Raw genomic sequence first — 19624 nt, 5'->3', positions numbered from 1 at the left:
GAGTGCGAGGGGCGGACGGCGTGACGGGGATCGGGGAGATGCGGCTCAGCGATGGGACCGCGGTGCGGGTCGAGGTCGAGGGGCAGCAGGAAACCGGGATCGACCGGGTGGGCCGCGGGTCGGCATCCGAGGTCGTCCGCGGCTCCGCGCAGACCCTCCAGGAGGCCCTCGCGCACATCAGGCCCGCGGTCGATGCGGTCGCCGACAGCGTCAGGGGCCTGGCGAGCCGACCCGACTCCGTGAGCGTGGAGTTCGGGATCAAGCTGTCCGCGGAAGCGGGCGTCGTGGTGGCGAAGGCGGCCAGCGAGGCCAACTTCGCCGTGCGTCTGGAGTGGGACGCCCGTGACCCGCGATGATTGCGGACGTGGCGGCGTTACGGGGTGAGGGAGCGCTGGAATCGGGTCTCGTCCGCATACGGGGCGGCGGCCAGGTCGCGGGGGCGGGGTTCCTCGTGGCGCCCGACGTCATCTGCACCTGCGCGCACGTGATCGCGGACGCGCTGGGTCTCCCGAGGGAAACAGCGAACGCTCCCGCCGAGGCCGTGCAGGTGGAGTTCCCGCTGGTGCGCGACGCGGACGGAGCCGTACCCGCGGTGCGCGCCCGGGTCGTCTCCTGGCAGCCGGTACTGGAGGACGACAGCGGCGACGTGGCCCTGCTGCGCCTCGACGCACCCGTACCGCACGCGCGACCGGTGCCGCTCGTGGACGGTACGTCCGTATGGGGGCACTCCTTCCGCGCGTACGGCTTTCCGGGCGGCGGCGACCACGGGGTGTGGGCGACCGGCACGCTGCGGGGCGTCCAGGGTGCGGGCTGGGTGCAGATGGACACCGGGCCGGGCGGCCCACCGGTCACCAAGGGCTACAGCGGCGCGGCGGTCTGGGACGACGTGCAGGGCGGCGTCGTCGGACTGGCCGTGGCGGCCGGTCGTGGCGAGCTGGCGGGCACCGCGTTCCTCGTACCGTCCGCCGCGCTCGTGGACGAGGAGGTGCTGCGCCCGACGTGCCCGTTCCGCGGCCTCGAGGCGTTCGAGGAGGAGGACGCCGCGTTCTTCCACGGACGCGACGACGACGCAGGGCGGCTCGCCGCATCGATCGCCGGGCGCCACCTCACCGTGGTCGTCGGCCCCTCCGGGAGCGGCAAGTCCTCACTGATCCGCGCCGGCCTGGTGCCCCGGCTCCGGGCGGACGGCATGAGCGTGACCGCCCTGCGCCCCGTACCCGGCGTACCACCGGAGACGCTGCTGGCGCACGCGCTCGTACCCGTTCTGGAGCCGGAGATCGGGGAGGTCGACCGGCTGGGCAGGGCGGCGGAGCTGGCGCGGCTGCTGGTCGGGGAGGCCGACGGCCCCGCCGGGGCCGCGGCGGAGGCGGGAGCGGACGGCGTCCGGACCCCGCGGGCCGTCGCCGGTCTGCGGGCCTCGCTCGAAGAGCGGGCCGGTCCCGGCGGCCATCTGATCGTCGTCGACCAACTGGAGGAGTACGCCGGCGCCGAACCCGCCGCCGCGCGCACCCTGCTGCGCCTCCTCCTCGCGTTGACGGACCACCCGCGCGAGGGCGACGGGCGCGGCCTGCGTGTCGCGGCCACCGCGCGCCAGGAATCCCTCGACGTCCTGCTGACGTCGGAGACGTCCGGCGCGCTGAGCGACGCCGTCTTCTTCCTCGCCCCGCTGGACGCCGAGAACCTGTACCGCGCCATCACGGGTCCCGTCGATGCCGTACCGGGGCTGTGGCTGGAGCCGGGGCTCGCCGAGCGCATCGTCGAGGAGGCCGCGGACCAGCCGGGCCGGATGCCGCTCGTGGAGTTCACCCTCACCCGGCTCTGGGACCGGCGCGAACGCTTCATGCTCACCCACGCCGCGTACGACGAACTCGGCGGCGTCGCCGGAACCCTGGTGGGCTACGCGGACGATGCCTACCGCGCGCACGTACCCGCCTCCGAAGAGGCCGTGGCGCGCAGGCTGTTCGTGCAACTGGCACGCCCCGACGACCGGGGCGGATACACCCGCCGCGCCACCCCCGTCACCCAGCTCGATCCGGCCGCGGTGTCGCTCGCCCGCCGTCTCGCGCGCGGGAAACTGGTCATCATCGGTCGTACGGCCGAGGGCACGGAGATCGTCGACCTCACGCACGAGGCCCTCACCCGGCTGTGGCCCAGACTGCGCGGCTGGCTGGACGACAGCAGGAACTTCCGGGTGTGGCAGGAGCAGCTCCGTACCGACATGGCGCGCTGGGAGGCGAAGGACAAGGAAACGGGGGCCCTGCAGCGCGGGAAGACCCTTGCCGAGGGTGTGGAGTGGCTTCAGCGGCGGCCCGAGGACGTGCCGACGGACGAGCGCTCCTACATCGAGGCCGGCCGCCGGTACGCGCAGCGGACGATCCGCGGGCTGCTGGCGGCAGCTGCGGTCCTCGTGGCGCTGCTGTTGCTGGTGGGAACGCTGGGCGCGATCACCCTGGACACCAGCCAGGAGCTCAGGACCCAGCTGCGTACCCTCGCGTCCCGCGCGCTCGCGGAGGAGTCCGGCAGCCGGGAGGCCCAGGAACCGGGCACGGCAGTGCAGTTCGCGCTTGCCGCCTGGCACGCCGACCGGACGCCGCAGGCCCGGGAGGCTCTGCTCCGGCAGTACGTACGGGCCCAGTACGTACGCGGCGCTTACACCGGACTGTGGCGGGGCCGGGTCCAGGACCTGGACGCGACCCCGGACGGCCGCACCCTCGTGGTGCGCTCCAAGCCCGACGGGGGCGACCCGTACGAGGTGTCGGTCGTGACCGGCGCACTGGACGGCACGCCGCGGCACTACACGCTCCAGGACGTACCCGAGACCGACCAGCGCGGCGAGATCAGCTCCGACGGGCGGCACTACGCAGTGGCGATGCCGAACGGCACGGTGCGGCTGTGGCGGCTGGACGGTAAGGGCGGCAAGCCGACCATGCTCGGCGCACCACTCACGGGCGACCTCGACAAGGTCGGGGCCTCGCTGGATTTCAGCCCGGACGGCAGCCGTCTCCTGCGGCTGCTCGACATCCACACCCCAGGCGCCGCGGGCGCCAAGCCGAGGGCCTTCCTCGACGTATGGGACCTGGGCAGTCTCGAGCCGCTGCCGGTGGCGGACACGGTGGTGTCGACCGCAGGAGACCAGAGTGTGCGTTTCGGGGAGAACCCCGACACCGTGGTGGTTTCGACGAGCTCCTCCGAGGACGCCAGGACGCCCAACGGGTCCTTCGTGCGCGACCTGCGCACGGGACGCGTGCTGCGAAAACTCCCGGCCGAGGCCGGTACCGGCAACTCGGACTTCTTCGACGGCACGGGCAGATATGGCTACAAGACCGAGGACTTCGACGCCTACGGCTACACCGAGGTGGCACTCGGCAGGCGGGGCACGGACGACACGTATGTGACCCGCCTGCCTCTGGACGACGAGCCGGGCTACGACGACCCGAAGTTCGCCGTTGCCCGTGACCCGGAGGGCGGACTGGCCGTGCTGTCCCCGGTCGGGAACACGCTGGTTGTGACCCACACACCCGCCGCCCCCCGGCCCGACGCCGGACGCGAGGTCACCGCGTCGGTCCTCTCGCCGGACGGTCGCCGGGTCGCGCGGCTGACGGACCGCGAGGTGCAAGTGGTGGATCTGGTACGGGGCGGCACCACCGACGGCGAGCTGCCGGCCGGGTTCGTCCGGGGCCAGGACCACAGCCTCGTATGGACGCCGGAGGGCAAGCAGCTCGTGCTCTCGCGGGAGGGCGGTTCACAGCTGCACGTGTACGACGCCGACGCGCTGTCCGATCGCGCCGACGTGCCCTTGGACGCAGGCCGGGAAACCGGTGAGCAAGACGGCCTGATCAGCTCGGTCGTACCCCTCCACGACGGTGACGTCATCGTCCTGACCAAGGGAGGCAACCTGCTCCGCGTGGACCCGGTGCACGGTGTTCAGACAGGAGAACCACTGACCGTCGACCGCTCACCACGCGTGCGGGCCTTTCCCCCGGTCAGGAGCCAGATCCTGGGCCGCCCGGGTCACCCGCACCAGGTCGCCGTGGTGACGGTCGACGACCGGGACCAGGGCAGGATCCAGATGTGGGACATCCGAGCCCGCAAACGGACGCAGGTGCTGAAGGGCGATGAGATCAGCTGGGCCTTCGACGGGAACGACGTTGCCAACCTGGCCTTCTCCCCGGACGGCCGGTACCTGGTAGCGGCCCACAACGACGGCAGACTGCACCGCTGGGACGTCGAGAAGGGTCGCGTCGTCGGCACGGCCATGGCGATGGAGACGGGCGACGGCCTCGTAGGCGTGACGGACAGCGGACTGGTGATCACGGCTGAGGGGCGCGGTGGGTACGAACTGTGGAGAGCCGACGAGGGCGTCCGCGTCGGCGCGATCCCCAGCGGCATCTACTCCACGGCGGTCCTGCGAGGCACCGAGCTGATCGTGGAGAGCAACGGCCGACGCACCGCCTTCGACCTGCGCCCCGACACCTGGTTCACGCACCTGTGCGAGAACGTGGGCCGTGCCTTCACCGAGGAGGAACGCGAACACCTCCCGGCCGGCACCCCGCCGGAGGCGCCCTGCACCCGCGACGCGGACGTGATCCGGGGAGGCCGCTGACAGCGGGCCCGGCACCCGGGGATCCGGCGGTGTCTCCGGATCCCCGGACGCGTCCGGGACGTGGCTCAGCCGCCCGCGCGCGCCGCCATCCGCGCCTTGCGCGCCGCGAGCTTCTCGTCGAACTTGCTCGCCTCCGCGTCCAGCCCGCCCATGTAGAGGCCCAGCTCCTCCTGCGCCTTCAGGCCCTCGGGGCCGAGCCCGTCGATGTCCAGCACCTTCAGGAAGCGCAGCACCGGCTGCAGCACATCGTCGTGGTGGATGCGCAGGTTGTAGATCTCGCCGATCGCCATCTGCGCGGCCGCCCGCTCGAAGCCCGGCATGCCGTGCCCGGGCATCCGGAAGTTGACCACGACGTCGCGCACGGCCTGCATCGTCAGATCAGGGGCGAGCTCGAAGGCCGCACCCAGCAGGTTCCGGTAGAAGACCATGTGCAGGTTCTCGTCGGTGGCGATCCGCGACAGCATCCGGTCGCAGACCGGATCGCCCGACTGGTGGCCGGTGTTGCGGTGCGAGATACGCGTCGCCAGCTCCTGGAAGGCGACGTACGCCACCGAGTGCAGCATCGAGTGGCGGTTGTCGGACTCGAAGCCCTCCGACATGTGCGCCATGCGGAACTGCTCCAGCTTGTCCGGGTCGACGGCACGCGAGGCGAGCAGATAGTCGCGCATCACGATGCCGTGCCGGCCCTCTTCCGCGGTCCAGCGGTGCACCCAGGTGCCCCAGGCGCCGTCGCGGCCGAAGAGCGTGGCGATCTCGTGGTGGTAGCTCGGAAGGTTGTCCTCGGTGAGCAGGTTCACCACGAGGGCGATCTTGCCGATGTCGGTGACCTTGGACTGGGCGGGCTCCCAGGGCTCGCCGTCCTCGAAGAGGCCCGGGAAGTTCCGTGCGTCCGTCCACGGGACGTACTCGTGCGGCATCCAGTCCTTGACGACCTTGAGATGCCGGTTGAGCTCCTTCTCCACCACCTCTTCCAGCGCGTACAGCAGCCGGGCGTCCGTCCACGCTTCCGAACTGCCGAGGTGGGGAGAGGTGATCGTCACGGGTACTCCTGGGGACGCGGATAGGTATCGGGGTGCATGCAGTGCCGAAGCCGTCGGGTCTCCGCCGGGCTGAGCCGGGGAAGGCGGATTACCTACGGCCTCGTAGGTTACGAAACCGTAGGTTAAAGGCCCGGTAAGCCATGGGCCAAGCCTCCATCCTTCATGTGTCGTAACGTCCGGTTATGTATGCAGGCCCCGCAGGCGCACCGAGAGACATGTCACGCAGCCTTCGAGCTTCTCGAACTCGCTGATGTCCACGAGAACCGGGACATAACCGAGATCCTTGAACAGCTCCGCCGTCTTCGGCGCACTCGCCGCCATCAGCAGCTTCCCGCCGCCCAGCAGCACCACGTGCGCCCCGGACTCCTCCGGCACCGGCAGGAACCGCGGAAAGAGGGAAGGCTGCTCCACCAGCGGCTCGTACCCGATCACGGTCCCGTCCGGCAGCGCCGTCACCGCCGACTTCAGATGCAGCACCTTGGACACGGGTACGGGGACCACACGCGCGCCCAGCGGCTCGAACGCCGCCCGCAGTTGCTGCACTCCGGCCGCATTGGTCCGCCCGCCCCGGCCCACGTACACCGTGTCGCCGATCTTCAGCACATCGCCGCCGTCGAGCGTGCCCGGCTCCCACACCCAGTTCACCGAGCAGCCGAGCCGGGCCAGCGACTCCTCGACGGACGTGGTCTCCGGCCTGCGGGACTCGGCTCCGGGCCGGGCGATGAGCGCCACGTTCCGGAACATCACCACCGTGTCCTCGACGAAGACCCCGTCCGGACAGTCGTCGGCCGGCTCGGTCTCCACGGTCTCCCAGCCGTGCTCGCGCAGGGCCTCCGCGTACGCCTCCCACTGGGCGAGCGCGGCACTCGTGTCGACGGGCCGCCGCTCGACATGGGTGACCAGGCCCTCGGCCAGGCGGGGGCTCGGACGTCGGATCAGGGCTTTTCTGCTCGGCACGGGGTCTCCTGAGCGGGCTCGGGGGATGACGGCGCCCATCATTAGCCGCACCTCCCGGGTGCCGTAAAGACCCACTCGGGGATGACCCGCGGATCACCCAGGATCACCCGAGGACGACCACTTCCTCGTCAGCGTCTCTCCACTGCCTGAGCGTCTCCTTCGTCCTCGTCATTCCTTCGCCTCCGTCAGTGCCTCGTGCACCTCGTCGGCCGACGTCGGCCGCAGCTCACCGTCGAGCAGCAGCCAGCGGGTGATCCCGAGGGACTCCAGAAACCGCACATCGTGGCTCGCCACGATCAGCGCTCCCTCGTACGCCTCCAGCGCCGCCGTCAGACTCCGCACGCTCGCCATGTCCAGATTGTTCGTCGGCTCGTCCAGCATCAGCAGCTGCGGAGCGGGCTCCGCGAGCAGCAGCGCAGCCAGCGCGGCACGGAAGCGCTCCCCGCCCGACAGGGTCCCGGCCGGCTGGTCCGCCCGTGCCCCCTTGAACAGGAAACGTGCCAGCCTCGCCCGAATCGCGTTGACCGTTGCCGCGGGGGCGAACCGGGCCACGTTCTCCGCCACGCTCAGCCCGTCGTCGAGCACGTCCAGCCGCTGCGGAAGGAAGCGCAACGGCACCTCGGCAGCCACCTCACCCGCGACCGGCTCCAGCTCGCCGGCGATCGTGCGCAACAGCGTCGTCTTGCCCGCTCCGTTCCGCCCGACGAGCGCGATCCGCTCCGGGCCGCGCAGCTCGAACTCGCCCGCGACCCGGGCCCCGTGGAGCAGCTCCACATCGGAGAGCCGCAGCACACCGCGGCCCGGATGAACCTTGGTGTAGGGCAGTTCGACGCGGATCTCGTCGTCGTCGCGCACCGCCTCCACCGCCGCGTCGAGCCGTTCCTTCGCCTCGTCCAGCTTCTCGGCGTGCATGATGCGGTGTTTGCCGGCGGAGACCTGCGCCTCGCGTTTGCGCGCACCCATCACGATCTTCGGCTCACGCTTGCTGTCGAACATCTTCTGCCCGTACCGCTTGCGCCGCGCCAGCTTGACCTGCGCATCGGCCAGTTCGCGCTTCTGCCGCTGCACATCGGCCTCCGCGACGCGGACCATCCGCTCGGCGGCCTGCTGCTCCACGGCCAGGGTTTCCTCGTACGCCGAATACGCGCCGCCGTACCAGGAGACCTCGCCGTCCCGCAGGTCGGCGATCTGGTCGACCCGCTCCAGGAGTTCACGGTCGTGGCTGACCACGACCATCACCCCGGACCAGGCCTCGACCGCGTCGTACAGCCGCCCGCGTGCGTACAGATCCAGATTGTTGGTCGGCTCGTCGAGCAGCAGCACGTCCGGGCGGGCCAGCAGCAGTGCGGCGAGCCGCAGCAGAACGCACTCGCCGCCCGACATCTCGCCGATGGTCCGGTCGAGTCCGATGTGCCCGAGCCCGAGCTGATCGAGCGTGGCGCGTGCCCGCTCCTCGACGTCCCAGTCGTCGCCGACCGCCGTGAAGTGCTCCTCGCGCACATCGCCCGCCTCGATGGCGTGCAGCGCGGCGCGCGTGGCCGCCACACCGAGCGCCTCGTCCACGCGGAGGGCCGTGTCGAGCACCAGATTCTGCGGCAGATACCCGACCTCGCCCGCGATCCGCACGGTGCCGCCGGTGGGCGTGAGCTCGCCCGCGATCAGGCGCAGCAGCGTCGACTTCCCGGAGCCGTTGAGGCCGACCAGACCGGTCCTGCCGGGGCCGGCGGCGAGCTGGAAGTCCTCGAAGACCGGGGTGCCGTCCGGCCAGGAGAAGGAGAGCGAAGTGCAGGTGATGGAGGTGGGGAACGTGGACATAGGGGTCTCCCTGTTGCGATGGAAGGGGTGAGAGCAACGGGTGAGACACCGGTGGCACCGGTCGGGACAGCTCGGGACAGCACAAAGGCCCTGGTCCGGAGGGAAGGGACGGCTCGTACGCCGAGGTCGCACACGGGAACGCGGGCAGATGCCGCGCCACACGGTGTCTCAGGACCTCAGACGAGCAATGTCCTTCTCCGATCAACGACAACAGGGCCGTCCACGAAAGTACGCCCGCGCGGGGCGGCGGGCAATCGAATTAATCGGCAGGCGTGCTGCTCAGCTCTCGGCTCGCCTCGCTCAGCAGGCGTCGCGCATCAGCTCGGCGAGGTCCTCGTCGAGATCGAGGTGGATGTGCTCCCGGCCGACGGGGACCAGCCCCTGTGCCCGCTTGAGGAAACGCCGCAGCTCGGAGCTGCGGATGTGCACCATCGCCGTGCCCTCGGGGGCGTGGAACTCCAGGACGGTCCGGTCGTATCCGTACGGCCGCACCCGGACGTCACCCAATCCCGCCGGCGCCTCCATGCCCTCCACGAGCAGCTCGCGCGAGAACGCCCAGGACACCTGGGTGCCCTCCAGGGTGGCCGGGGGAGGGAAGTCCATGCTGACGGCGAACGGATCCGAAGGGTCGTAGCGGAGGGTCGCCGGTACGGATTCCATCTGAGGCGCGGAGGCGACCAGACGGACCTGCACGGCCTGCTCGATGACGGTGGACAAGGCCTGCTCCCTCTCTTCGTTGCGGCGCGGCGACGTCTCCACGCACAGGGAAAGACGGTGGAACGACGGAATGCGTGCATCGGCGGGAGGGGCCGGGGGAGTGAGCTGTGTCACCGCCCACGGGTGCTCGGTGCCTTCGGACGCGGTCTGGACCGGGTGCCGGTGGTGGGCTACGTTCGCGCGCCATGACGTCCAAGGGGAAGACGAGACGAACGGTGTCCGTGGGACTGTGCGGGGCGGCGCTGGCCGCGGCCCTTGCCGCCCCGGGCACCGCGCACGCCGACGAGCGGCGGCAACCGCACTGGGAGCTCAAACAGACCGGCACGGAGGTACGGTTCCGGGGGCTCGCCGCCGTGACCCGGGACACCGCGTGGGCCGCGGGCTCCAAGGGCACGGTGCTCCGCACCACCGACGGCGGCCGGAGCTGGCGGAACATCTCCCCGCCGGGCGCGGGCGAGCTGGAATTCCGGGACATCGAGGCCTTCGACGGCAGGCGGGCCGTCGTCCTGGCCATCGGCGAGGGCGAGGCGTCCCGCGTCTTCCGCACCGGCGACGGCGGGGCGACCTGGACCGAGTCCTTCCGCAACACCGATCCGAAGGCCTTCTACGACTGCCTCACCTTCTTCGACAGCCGCCATGGCCTCGCGATGAGCGATCCGGTCGACGGCAAGTACCGGATCCTGTCGACCAGCGACGGCGGGAAGTCGTGGAAGGTGTTGCCGAGCGAGGGGATGCCGCCCGCCCAGCCCGGTGAGGCGGGGTTCGCGGCGAGCGGTCAGTGCCTGGTCAGCTCCGGACCCAAGGACGTCTGGCTGGCGACCGGCGGCGGCGCCACCGCGCGCGTTCTGCACTCCGCGGACCGCGGGCTGCACTGGACCGCAGCCGAGGCGACCGTTCCGGCCGGCGACCCGGCCCGCGGCGTGTTCGGCCTTGCGTTCCGCGACCGCACGCACGGACTCGCCGTCGGCGGCGACTACCGGACCGGCCAGGCGTCCCCGCAGGCCGGCGCGGCGACCCGGGACGGCGGCCGCAGCTGGCAGCAGGCGACGACCCCGCCGCCCGCCTACCGCTCGGGAGTCGCCTGGCTCCCGCACAGCCGGTCCGCGGCGCTCGCCGTCGGCCCCACCGGCACGGACCTGACGACGGACGGCGGCCGCAGTTGGCGGACCGTCGACACCGGGTCGTACGACACCGTCGACTGCACGGCCGACTTCGGGTGCTGGGCCTCGGGCGACAAGGGCAGGATCGCCAGGCTGGAGTACTAGGAGCAGCCCCGGGAGCCAGGAGCCGGGAGCCAGAGCCAGGAGCCCCGTCGGGAGTCCTACGAGGGCAACTGCTGCTTGTACGGCTCCAGTGCCGGCGCGGTCTTCGTCGCGATGAACTCCGTGATCCGGTACGTGCACACCCCGCCGGTGACGAAGGGGTCGGCCGCCGCGATCTCCTCGATCCGCGCGCGGTCGTCCCCGACGGCCAGCAGAACCCCGCCGTCGCGCGGGTTCTTACGGCCGGACGCGATCACGACACCGTCCTCGTACAGGGTGTCCAGCCAGGCCACATGAGCCGCGAGGAGTTCGTCGACGCGCTCGACGGGTGCGGTGTAGGTCAATTCCAGTACGAACATGATCGGCAGGTTAGCCGGGTGTCTAAGGTGGGGCTCACCATGACCACCATCAGGACACCTGCCGACGCGACCGAGGCCCGCGCCATCCAGGACGAACTGCGCGCCCGGGTCGTGCTCGACGAGCCAGGGCCGCCGCCCGGCACCGGCCTGGTCACCGGAGTGGACGTCGCCTACGACGACGAGCGCGATGTCGTCGTCGCGGCCGCCGTCGTCCTCGACGCCCGCACGCTCGCCGTCGTCGAGGAGACCACCGCGGTCGGCAAGGTCGCGTTCCCCTACGTACCGGGGCTGCTCGCCTTCCGCGAGATACCGACCGTGCTGGCCGCGCTGGAATCCCTGAAGACCGGCCCCGGGCTCGTCGTCTGCGACGGTTACGGACGCGCCCACCCGCGCCGCTTCGGGCTGGCCAGCCACCTCGGCGTACTGACGGGGCTGCCGGTGATCGGCGTTGCAAAGAACCCCTTCATCTTCGCCGCCGACCCGCCGGGCGACCGGCGCGGCGACGCCTCGCCCCTCCTCGCGGACGACGGCGAGGAAGTCGGCAGGGCGCTGCGCACCCAGGCCGGCGTCAAGCCGGTGTACGTCTCGGTCGGCCACCGCGTCTCGCTCGACAACGCCTGCGCCCACACGCTCGCGCTCGCTCCGCGCTTCCGCCTCCCCGAGTCCACGCGGCGCGCGGACGCGCTCTGCCGGCGTGCGTTGCGGGAGGCGACGGCGGTGTGAGCAGCGGACTGCGGGGGCGGGGCTCCGCCCCCGAACCCCCGCGCCTCAAACACCGACGGGGCTCCAAAGGAGCCTGTCCGACGATGGAGGACACGGCCCAAGGCCGTACGGGGGGTCTGGGCGCTTGCCCCCGGTTCGGGAGGGGGCGGGTAGGGGAACAGGCCCCGCGCAGCGGCCCACGTTCCCCGCGCACCCCCTACCGCGCGTCCGCCACCCGGAAGACGATGCCCGCATCACGCAGCCGCTTGATCAGCGCGTCGCCCAGCGCGACCGCCGTCGTGACCTGCCCCGCGGTCGGGGGCAGGTCGTCGAAAGCGAGGCTGAGGACCGACTCGGCGAGCATCTTCGCGGTCTCGCCGTAGCCGGGGTCGCCGCCCGAGACCTCCGTGAAGACCCGGCGCCCGCCGCCCTCGCCGACGAAGCGGACCCGGAACCAGCTTCGTTCGCGCTGTTCCGCGCTGGGCCCGCGGCCAGGTTCGTAGCGATCCATCAGCCACCGGCGGCTGGGCGGGAGCTGGGCCAGGGCCGCGAGGGCACCGAGGGCCACGGGGCCGCCGATGGCCATCGGGAGCGTGTTGACCGACGCATAGTGCCGGTACTGGAAGTCGGGGCCGTAGCGCTTGAGCCCCGCCGCCGACCGCGCCACGATCCGCGGGTCCAGCGTGGGCAGCGGCAGCGCCCAGGTGCCGGTCTCCTTGCTGAACCGGGGCGCCCCGAGCGGAGCCCGGGCCCGGCGGCCCACCAGCCGCGGCTCGTGCAGCCGCCGCTCCCGCGCCGCCCGCACGGCCTCGCGCTGCCGGCCCATCGCGGTGACGGCGGACGCGAACGTACCGCCGGAGAACATCCCGCCACCGCTGACGAAGCCGTCGACCCGCAGCGGTACGTCCTCCGGCAGCTGCTGGACCGTGAAGTACGCCCCCAGATCGTGCGGTACGGAGTCGAATCCGCATGCGTGCACGAGCCGCGCCCTGGTTTCGCGGGCGCGCGCGTCGTGCCGTACGAACATCGTGTCAACGAACTCGGGCTCGCCGGTGAGGTCGGCGTAGTCCGTCCCGGCCTCGGCGCAGGCGGCGACCAGCGGCTCCCCGTACCAGACGTACGGGCCGACGGTCGTGGCGACGACACGAGTGGATTCGGCGAGCTCGCGCAGCGAGTCCGGGTCCGAGGCGTCGGCGACGATCAGGGGCAGACCGGAACAGGCGGGTTCGATCGCGGCGAGCCGCTCGCGCAGCCGCTCCAGCTTGGCCTTGCTACGACCTGCGACGGCCCAGCGGCACTCCTTGGGCGCATGCGCCGCGAGGTACTCCGCGGTGAGCCTCCCGACGAAGCCGGTGGCTCCGAAGAGCACGATGTCGTACGGCCTCTCCGGTCCGTTCTGCCTGTTCAATGACCCCTCCGACTGATAGCCCCGCGCCGATGTCGCTGGGCGAGGCTAGCGTGGGGCGGACGAGTCCATGCGACCGGGAGGACGGGGATGGCGGCACCACCGAAGGCGGCTCTGGCGAAATGGGAGAAGGTGCGGTCCTTTGCCCTGGGCCTGCCGGGTGCGGGCGAGGAGTTTCCGTGGGGCGAGACCGTCGTGAAGGTCAACAAGAAGATCTTCGTCTTCCTGGGGGTGGACGACGGCAGTTATCCGCTGGGTATCGGCGTCAAGCTGAAGGACGAGGCGATGCATGCGCACGCCTTGGCCTGCCCTGGGGCCGAGCCGTCGGGCTACGGCCTGGGGAAGGCGGGCTGGGTGCAGATCCCGCTCGCCCTGAAGGGTGCTCCGAGCGCCGATGTGCTCTGTGACTGGGTCGAGGAGAGCTACCGCACCATCGCGACCAAGAAGCTGATCGCCGAACTGGACGCGCGCTGACGACCGGCGTTCGCTCGGCCCAGCTCAGCCCAGCCCAGATCAGCCCAGCCCAGCCCAGATCAGCCCAGCTCCGGTCCGTGCCGACGGTTTCGCGCGGCTCTGTGATCCGGGCGATGGGCTGTGCCGCCGGAAGTGCGACGAGCGATGCGGCGCGGTCGGGGCGGGGTATACGCAAGGAGTCTCCGTTCCCGCTTCCGGCGGGCGGACTCTCCTGCACCGGGAGAAAAACCAAGCGCTTGCTCGCCTCTGGGGCTTGTGCGGAGTGGAACGCGTTCTTAACATCATCGATGTTACATCAGTTGTGTCACATTGCTGGGGGCTTGATGTCAGCCACAGGGAACGGCCCGTCGGGCGGTCCGCTGGCCGGAGTGCGCGTGGTCGAGCTGGCGGGAATCGGGCCCGGTCCGTTCGCTGCCATGCTGCTCGCCGACCTCGGCGCCGATGTCGTACGGATCGACCGCCCCGGCGGCGCGGGACTCGCGATCGATCCGGCGTACGACCTCACCAACCGCAACAAAAGGTCCGTACTCATCGATCTCAAGGCCGACGACGGGCCCGGGCAGGTCCTCGACCTGGTCGAGCGCGCCGATGTGCTGATCGAGGGATACCGCCCCGGCGTCGCCGAGCGGCTCGGCGTCGGGCCCAAGGAGTGTCACGCCCGCAACCCCGCACTGGTGTACGGGCGGATGACCGGCTGGGGTCAGGAGGGTCCGCTCGCCCAGCGTGCCGGACACGACATCGCGTACATCGCCGTGACCGGTACCCTCGGCATGATCGGTAAGCCCGACGAGCCGCCCACCGTCCCCGCCAACCTGGTGGGCGACTACGCGGGCGGCTCGCTCTATCTCGTCATCGGCGTGCTGGCCGCACTGCAGCACGCCCGCACCCCCGGGGGCACCGGCCAGGTCGTGGACGCGGCCATCGTCGACGGGGCCGCGCATCTGGCCACGATGATCCACGGGATGATGGCGGCGGGCGGCTGGCAGGACCGCCGTGGCGCGAACCTCCTCGACGGCGGCTGCCCCTTCTACGGGAACTACGAGACCGCCGACGGGCAGTACATGGCGGTCGGGGCGCTCGAGCAGCAGTTCTACAACGAGTTCATCGAGCTGCTCGGCATCAAGGACGAGGCCCCGGCGCGCAAGGACTTCGCCCGCTGGGGCGAACTGCGCGCGGCCGTCGCCGACCGTTTCCGTACGAAGACACGGGAGGAGTGGACGGCGGTCTTCGAGGGCTCCGACGCGTGTGTCGCGCCCGTGCTGTCGCTGCGCGAGGCCCCGGCCCATCCGCATCTCGCCGCGCGGGGCACCTTCGTCGACCACGGCGGGATCACCCAGCCGGCCGCGGCGCCGCGGTTCTCGGCGACGCCGGGTTCCGTACGCCGGCGGCCCGCGCAGCCGGGCGCGGACACGGAAGAGATCGCGCGCGACTGGGACGTACCGAGCATCCGTCAGCAGAGCGGGGAACGGTGAACGCAGTGAGCGGAACGGACGGGGCGGGCGGAATGGAATGGACGGGATGAGTGGAATGAGCGGAATGAAACGACAGATCTTCAACGCCGAGCACGACGCGTTCCGCGAGACCGTCCGCACCTTCCTCACCAAGGAGGTGCTGCCGCACTACGAGCAGTGGGAAAAGGACGGCATCGTCTCGCGCGACGCCTGGCTGGCGGCCGGCAGGCAGGGACTGCTCGGGCTCGCCGTGCCCGAGGAGTACGGAGGCGGCGGGAACACGGACTTCTGCTACAGCGCCGTGCTCGCCGAGGAGTTCACCCGGGCCGGCGCCCCCGGGTTCGCGGTCGGACTGCACAACGACATCATCGGCCCGTATCTCACGTCGCTCGCCACCGAGGAGCAGAAGCGGCGCTGGCTCCCCGGCTTCTGCAGCGGCGAGATCATCACGGCCATCGCCATGACCGAGCCGGGCGCGGGCTCCGACCTCCAGGGCATCCGCACCACCGCGGAGGACCGTGGCGACCACTGGCTGCTCAACGGCTCCAAGACCTTCATCTCCAACGGCATCCTCGCCGACCTGGTGATCGTCGTCGCCAAGACGACTCCGGAGGGCGGGGCCAAGGGGCTGTCGCTGCTGGTCGTCGAGCGCGGCATGGAGGGCTTCGAGCGCGGCCGCAACCTCGACAAGATCGGCCAGAAGGCCCAGGACACGGCGGAGCTGTTCTTCAACGACGTACGCGTCCCGAAGGAGAACCTGCTCGGCGATCTCCACGGCGCCTTCATCCATCTGATGACCAATCTCGCCCAGGAGCGGCTCAACATCGCGGTCGCCGGGATCGCGGCGGCCGAGTACCTGCTGGAGATCACGACGCAGTACGTGAAGGAGCGCGAGGCATTCGGGCGGTCGCTCGCCAAGCTCCAGCACATCCGTTTCGAGATAGCCGAGATGGCCACCGAATGCGCCGTCACCCGCACCTTCCTCGACCGCTGCATCGTCGATCACTCCAACGGGGAGCTCGATGCCGTGCACGCCTCGATGGCCAAGTGGTGGGCCACGGAACTGCAGAAGCGCGTCGCCGACCGCTGTCTGCAGCTGCACGGAGGCTACGGCTACATGACGGAGTACCGGGTCGCCAAGGCGTTCACGGACGGCCGTATCCAGACGATCTACGGCGGCACGACCGAGATCATGAAGGAGATCATCGGCCGCTCCCTGCTCTCCTGACCCTCAACACCGAAGCTTCTGTGATGCGAAAGGTTCTGTTGTGAGTACCGAAGCGTTTGTGTACGACGCGATCCGCACCCCGCGCGGCCGCGGAAAGGCCAATGGCGCCCTGCACGGCACCAAGCCCATCGACCTCGTGGTCGGCCTGATCCACGAGATCCGCGCCCGCTTCCCGGGGCTGGACCCGGCGGCGATCGACGACATCGTCCTCGGCGTCGTCGGCCCGGTCGGCGACCAGGGCTCCGACATCGCCCGTATCGCCGCCATCGCGGCCGGGCTGCCCGACACCGTCGCAGGCGTTCAGGAGAACCGCTTCTGCGCCTCGGGCCTGGAGGCCGTCAACCTGGCCGCGGCGAAGATCCGCTCCGGCTGGGAGGACCTGGTGCTCGCCGGCGGCGTCGAGTCGATGTCCCGGGTGCCGATGGCGTCCGACGGCGGCGCCTGGTTCGCCGACCCGATGACCAACTTCGACACCGGCTTCGTACCGCAGGGCATCGGTGCCGACCTGATCGCCACCATCGAGGGCTTCTCGCGGCGCGATGTCGACGAGTACGCGGCCCTCTCCCAGGAGCGGGCCGCGGCGGCCTGGAAGGACGGGCGCTTCGACCGTTCCGTCGTCCCGGTGAAGGACCGCAACGGGCTCGTCGTGCTCGACCACGACGAGCACATGCGCCCGGGCACGACCGCGGACTCGCTGGCCGCGCTCAAGCCGTCGTTCGCCGGTATCGGCGACATGGGCGGATTCGACGCCGTCGCGCTGCAGAAGTACCACTGGGTCGAGAAGATCGACCACGTCCACCACGCGGGCAACTCGTCCGGCATCGTGGACGGCGCCTCGCTCGTCGCCATCGGCTCCAAGGCGGTCGGCGAGCGGTACGGGCTGACGCCCCGGGCCCGTATCGTCTCCGCGGCGGTCTCGGGCTCCGAGCCCACCATCATGCTCACCGGGCCGGCCCCGGCCACCCGCAAGGCCCTGGCCAAGGCCGGACTGACCATCGACGACATCGACCTGGTCGAGATCAACGAGGCGTTCGCCGCGGTCGTGCTGCGCTTCGTACGGGACATGGGGCTCTCCCTGGACAAGGTCAACGTCAACGGCGGCGCGATCGCGCTCGGCCACCCGCTCGGCGCCACCGGCGCGATGATCCTCGGCACGCTCGTCGACGAACTGGAGCGCCAGGACAAGCGGTACGGCCTGGCCACGCTCTGCGTCGGCGGCGGCATGGGCGTCGCCACCGTCGTCGAGCGTCTCTGACCGTCCCGTCCCTCCCCCCTTCGCGCCGTACGGAGAAGCAGCAATGACAACAACGCCGAAGAGCTCCACCATCCGCTGGGAGCAGGACGAGACCGGCATCGTCACCCTCGTCCTCGACGACCCCGACCAGTCCGCCAACACCATGAACCAGGCCTTCAAGGACTCCATCGCGGCCATCGCCGACCGCGCCGAGGCCGAGAAGGACTCGATCCGCGGCATCATCTACACCTCCGCCAAGAAGACCTTCTTCGCGGGCGGCGACCTCAAGGACATGATCAGGCTCCGGCCGGAGGACGCCCAGCTCGCCTTCGACACCGGCACGGCCATCAAGAACTCCCTGCGCCGTATCGAGACCCTCGGCAAGCCGGTCGTCGCGGCCATCAACGGTGCGGCGCTCGGCGGCGGTTACGAGATCGCGCTCGCCTCCCACCACCGCATCGCGCTCGACGCTCCCGGCTCCAAGATCGGCCTGCCCGAGGTCACGCTCGGCCTGCTCCCCGCGGGCGGTGGCGTCACCCGCACCGTACGCCTCATGGGCATCGCGGACGCGCTGCTGAAGGTGCTGCTGCAGGGCACCCAGTACTCGCCGCAGCGGGCCCTGGAGAACGGCCTGGTCCATGAAGTGGCCGCCACCCCCGAGGAGATGCTCACCAAGGCGCGCGCGTTCATCGACGCCAACCCCGAGTCCCAGCAGCCCTGGGACGTCAAGGGCTACAAGATTCCCGGCGGCACGCCGTCGAATCCGAAGTTCGCCGCCAACCTTCCCGCCTTCCCGGCCAACCTGAAGAAGCAGCTGAACGGCGCCCCGTACCCGGCACCGCGCAACATCCTCGCGGCCGCCGTCGAGGGCTCCCAGGTCGACTTCGAGACCGCGCTGACCATCGAGGCCCGGTACTTCACCGAGCTGGTCACCGGACAGACCGCCAAGAACATGATCCAGGCGTTCTTCTTCGACCTCCAGGCCGTCAACTCCGGCGCCAACCGCCCCAAGGGCATCGAGCCGCGCCCGGTCCGCAAGGTCGCCGTCCTCGGCGCCGGGATGATGGGCGCGGGCATCGCGTACTCCTGCGCCAGGGCCGGGATCGAGGTCGTCCTCAAGGACGTCAACGCCGACGCCGCCGCCCGGGGCAAGGCGTACTCGGAGAAGCTGCTCGACAAGGCGCTCAGCCGGGGCCGCACGACCGAGGCCAAGCGCGCCGAACTGCTCGCCAGGATCACCCCGACCGCCGATCCGGCCGACCTCGCGGGCTGCGACGCCGTCATCGAGGCGGTCTTCGAGGACCCGGCGCTCAAGCACAAGGTGTTCCAGGAGATCCAGGGCGTCATCGAGCCGGACGCGCTGCTCTGCTCCAACACCTCCACGCTGCCGATCACCCTGCTCGCGGAGGGCGTCGAGCGGCCCGCCGACTTCATCGGGCTCCACTTCTTCTCGCCCGTCGACAAGATGCCGCTCGTCGAGATCATCAAGGGCGAGCGGACCGGTGACGAGGCGCTGGCCCGCGCCTTCGACCTGGTGCGCCAGATCAACAAGACCCCGATCGTCGTCAACGACTCGCGCGGCTTCTTCACCTCGCGCGTCATCGGACAGTTCATCAACGAGGGCGTGGCGATGGTCGGCGAGGGCATCGAGCCCGTGTCGGTCGAGCAGGCCGCCGGGCAGGCCGGCTACCCGGCGAAGGTGCTCTCGCTGATGGACGAGCTGACCCTCACCCTCCCGCGCAAGATCCGGGCCGAGTCGAGGCGGGCCGTGGAGGAGGCCGGCGGCACGTGGGCGGCCCACCCCGCGGACGCGGTGATCGACCGGATGGTCGACGAGTTCGGCCGTACGGGCCGCAGCGGCGGGGCCGGCTTCTACGACTACGTCGACGGCAAGCGTGCCGGGCTGTGGCCGGGCCTTCGCGAGCACTTCGGAAAGCCCGACGTGGACGTGCCGTTCGTCGACATGAAGGAGCGGATGCTCTTCTCCGAGGCGTTGGACACGGTCCGCTGCCTCGAGGAGGGCGTACTGACGTCGGTCGCCGACGCCAACATCGGCTCCATCATGGGCATCGGCTTCCCGGCCTGGACGGGCGGCGTGCTCCAGTACATCAACGGGTACGAGGGCGGCCTGCCCGGCTTCGTCGCCCGGGCGCGTGAGCTGGCCGCGAAGTACGGCGAGCGCTTCGAGCCGCCCGCGCTGCTGGTGCGCAAGGCCGAGAACGGCGAGGTCTTCACCGACGCGTAAGCCGGTACAGGCCGGGCTGCAGGCGAGGAGGACGGGCCCCCGCGGATCGCGGTGGCCCGTCCTCGTACGTTGGCGCCGTCCGGCGAATCGAGATACCGTCAACATTCGAATGATGTCGTCATGTGAAATGCG

Annotated in this window: 15 protein-coding genes; 9 read left to right on the top strand and 6 right to left on the bottom strand. The window is 70.9% G+C overall.

From position 1 onward, the window contains the following. Nucleotides 1-20 precede the first annotated feature (20 nt). On the top strand, nt 21-356 hold the full coding sequence (locus ACWCXB_RS08640; protein WP_450720436.1) for a CU044_2847 family protein: 336 nt from the start codon (nt 21-23) through the stop codon (nt 354-356). Nucleotides 357-364: 8 nt separating this feature from the next. Then, nucleotides 365-4603 (top strand): nSTAND1 domain-containing NTPase, encoded by a 4239-nt coding sequence (locus tag ACWCXB_RS08635; protein ID WP_450720434.1) that lies wholly within the window; start codon nt 365-367, stop codon nt 4601-4603. Nucleotides 4604-4668: 65 nt separating this feature from the next. On the opposite strand, the gene ACWCXB_RS08630 is transcribed toward ACWCXB_RS08635, so the two are convergent. From ACWCXB_RS08630 to ACWCXB_RS08615, 4 genes are all read right to left on the bottom strand, one after another. Next, nucleotides 4669-5643, bottom strand: coding sequence for an acyl-ACP desaturase (locus tag ACWCXB_RS08630; RefSeq protein WP_450720432.1), 975 nt, complete (start codon nt 5641-5643; stop codon nt 4669-4671). Nucleotides 5644-5823: 180 nt separating this feature from the next. Then, the gene (gene ddaH / locus ACWCXB_RS08625) at nt 5824-6600 is read right to left on the bottom strand and encodes a dimethylargininase (RefSeq protein ID WP_450720430.1); all 777 of its coding nucleotides are present in this window, start codon (nt 6598-6600) and stop codon (nt 5824-5826) included. 168 nt (nt 6601-6768) lie between these two features. Beyond that, entirely contained in the window at nt 6769-8415 is a 1647-nt protein-coding gene (locus ACWCXB_RS08620) for an ABC-F family ATP-binding cassette domain-containing protein (protein WP_450720428.1), read from the bottom strand. 300 nt (nt 8416-8715) lie between these two features. After that, entirely contained in the window at nt 8716-9132 is a 417-nt protein-coding gene (locus ACWCXB_RS08615) for an SsgA family sporulation/cell division regulator (RefSeq protein WP_450720426.1), read from the bottom strand. Nucleotides 9133-9317: 185 nt separating this feature from the next. Here ACWCXB_RS08615 and ACWCXB_RS08610 point away from each other — a divergent pair, with 185 nt between their 5' ends. After that, complete coding sequence (locus tag ACWCXB_RS08610; protein WP_450720424.1) at nt 9318-10397, top strand: WD40/YVTN/BNR-like repeat-containing protein; 1080 nt, start codon at nt 9318-9320, stop codon at nt 10395-10397. A 56-nt stretch (nt 10398-10453) separates the two neighbouring features. Here the strand turns inward: ACWCXB_RS08610 and ACWCXB_RS08605 are convergent, their stop codons facing one another. Further along, nucleotides 10454-10753 carry a YciI family protein gene (locus ACWCXB_RS08605; protein WP_450720422.1) on the bottom strand — a complete coding sequence of 100 codons (300 nt, stop codon included), beginning with the start codon at nt 10751-10753 and terminating at the stop codon, nt 10454-10456. 39 nt (nt 10754-10792) lie between these two features. On the opposite strand from ACWCXB_RS08605, the gene ACWCXB_RS08600 reads away from it, so the two are divergent. Further along, nucleotides 10793-11476 carry an endonuclease V gene (locus ACWCXB_RS08600; protein WP_450720420.1) on the top strand — a complete coding sequence of 228 codons (684 nt, stop codon included), beginning with the start codon at nt 10793-10795 and terminating at the stop codon, nt 11474-11476. 196 nt (nt 11477-11672) lie between these two features. Here ACWCXB_RS08600 and ACWCXB_RS08595 read toward each other — a convergent pair whose 3' ends face one another. After that, the gene (locus ACWCXB_RS08595) at nt 11673-12863 is read right to left on the bottom strand and encodes a saccharopine dehydrogenase family protein (RefSeq protein WP_450720418.1); all 1191 of its coding nucleotides are present in this window, start codon (nt 12861-12863) and stop codon (nt 11673-11675) included. 87 nt (nt 12864-12950) lie between these two features. Between ACWCXB_RS08595 and ACWCXB_RS08590 the strand changes: the two genes are divergently transcribed. The 5 genes from ACWCXB_RS08590 to ACWCXB_RS08570 all read left to right on the top strand — a co-directional run bounded on the left by ACWCXB_RS08590 (nt 12951) and on the right by ACWCXB_RS08570 (nt 19492). Beyond that, a complete protein-coding gene (locus ACWCXB_RS08590; protein ID WP_450720416.1) occupies nt 12951-13334 on the top strand; it encodes an MmcQ/YjbR family DNA-binding protein in 384 nt (127 codons plus the stop codon). A 323-nt stretch (nt 13335-13657) separates the two neighbouring features. Next, nucleotides 13658-14806, top strand: coding sequence for a CaiB/BaiF CoA transferase family protein (locus ACWCXB_RS08585; RefSeq protein ID WP_450720414.1), 1149 nt, complete (start codon nt 13658-13660; stop codon nt 14804-14806). Nucleotides 14807-14870: 64 nt separating this feature from the next. Further along, nucleotides 14871-16013, top strand: coding sequence for an acyl-CoA dehydrogenase family protein (locus tag ACWCXB_RS08580; protein ID WP_450720412.1), 1143 nt, complete (start codon nt 14871-14873; stop codon nt 16011-16013). A gap of 40 nt (nt 16014-16053) precedes the next feature. Beyond that, nucleotides 16054-17268, top strand: coding sequence for an acetyl-CoA C-acetyltransferase (locus tag ACWCXB_RS08575; RefSeq protein WP_450720410.1), 1215 nt, complete (start codon nt 16054-16056; stop codon nt 17266-17268). 43 nt (nt 17269-17311) lie between these two features. After that, the gene (locus ACWCXB_RS08570) at nt 17312-19492 is read left to right on the top strand and encodes a 3-hydroxyacyl-CoA dehydrogenase NAD-binding domain-containing protein (protein WP_450720408.1); all 2181 of its coding nucleotides are present in this window, start codon (nt 17312-17314) and stop codon (nt 19490-19492) included. The last annotated feature ends 132 nt before the right edge of the window (nt 19493-19624 follow it).

It is taken from the genome of Streptomyces sp. NPDC001514 (genome assembly GCF_053597075.1).
Note: the sequence above shows the minus strand (reverse complement) of the source record. Positions and strands in the feature narration are given on the sequence as shown.

Bases quoted from the DNA above. Each gene is read 5' to 3' on its own strand.
- ACWCXB_RS08620 (WP_450720428.1), bottom strand. From the start codon at position 8,415: ATGTCCACGTTCCCCACCTCCATCACCTGCACTTCGCTCTCCTTCTCC.
- ACWCXB_RS08610 (WP_450720424.1), top strand. From the start codon at position 9,318: ATGACGTCCAAGGGGAAGACGAGACGAACGGTGTCCGTGGGACTGTGC.
- ACWCXB_RS08605 (WP_450720422.1), bottom strand. From the start codon at position 10,753: ATGTTCGTACTGGAATTGACCTACACCGCACCCGTCGAGCGCGTCGAC.
- ACWCXB_RS08600 (WP_450720420.1), top strand. From the start codon at position 10,793: ATGACCACCATCAGGACACCTGCCGACGCGACCGAGGCCCGCGCCATC.
- ACWCXB_RS08590 (WP_450720416.1), top strand. From the start codon at position 12,951: ATGGCGGCACCACCGAAGGCGGCTCTGGCGAAATGGGAGAAGGTGCGG.
- ACWCXB_RS08585 (WP_450720414.1), top strand. From the start codon at position 13,658: ATGTCAGCCACAGGGAACGGCCCGTCGGGCGGTCCGCTGGCCGGAGTG.
- ACWCXB_RS08580 (WP_450720412.1), top strand. From the start codon at position 14,871: ATGAAACGACAGATCTTCAACGCCGAGCACGACGCGTTCCGCGAGACC.
- ACWCXB_RS08570 (WP_450720408.1), top strand. From the start codon at position 17,312: ATGACAACAACGCCGAAGAGCTCCACCATCCGCTGGGAGCAGGACGAG.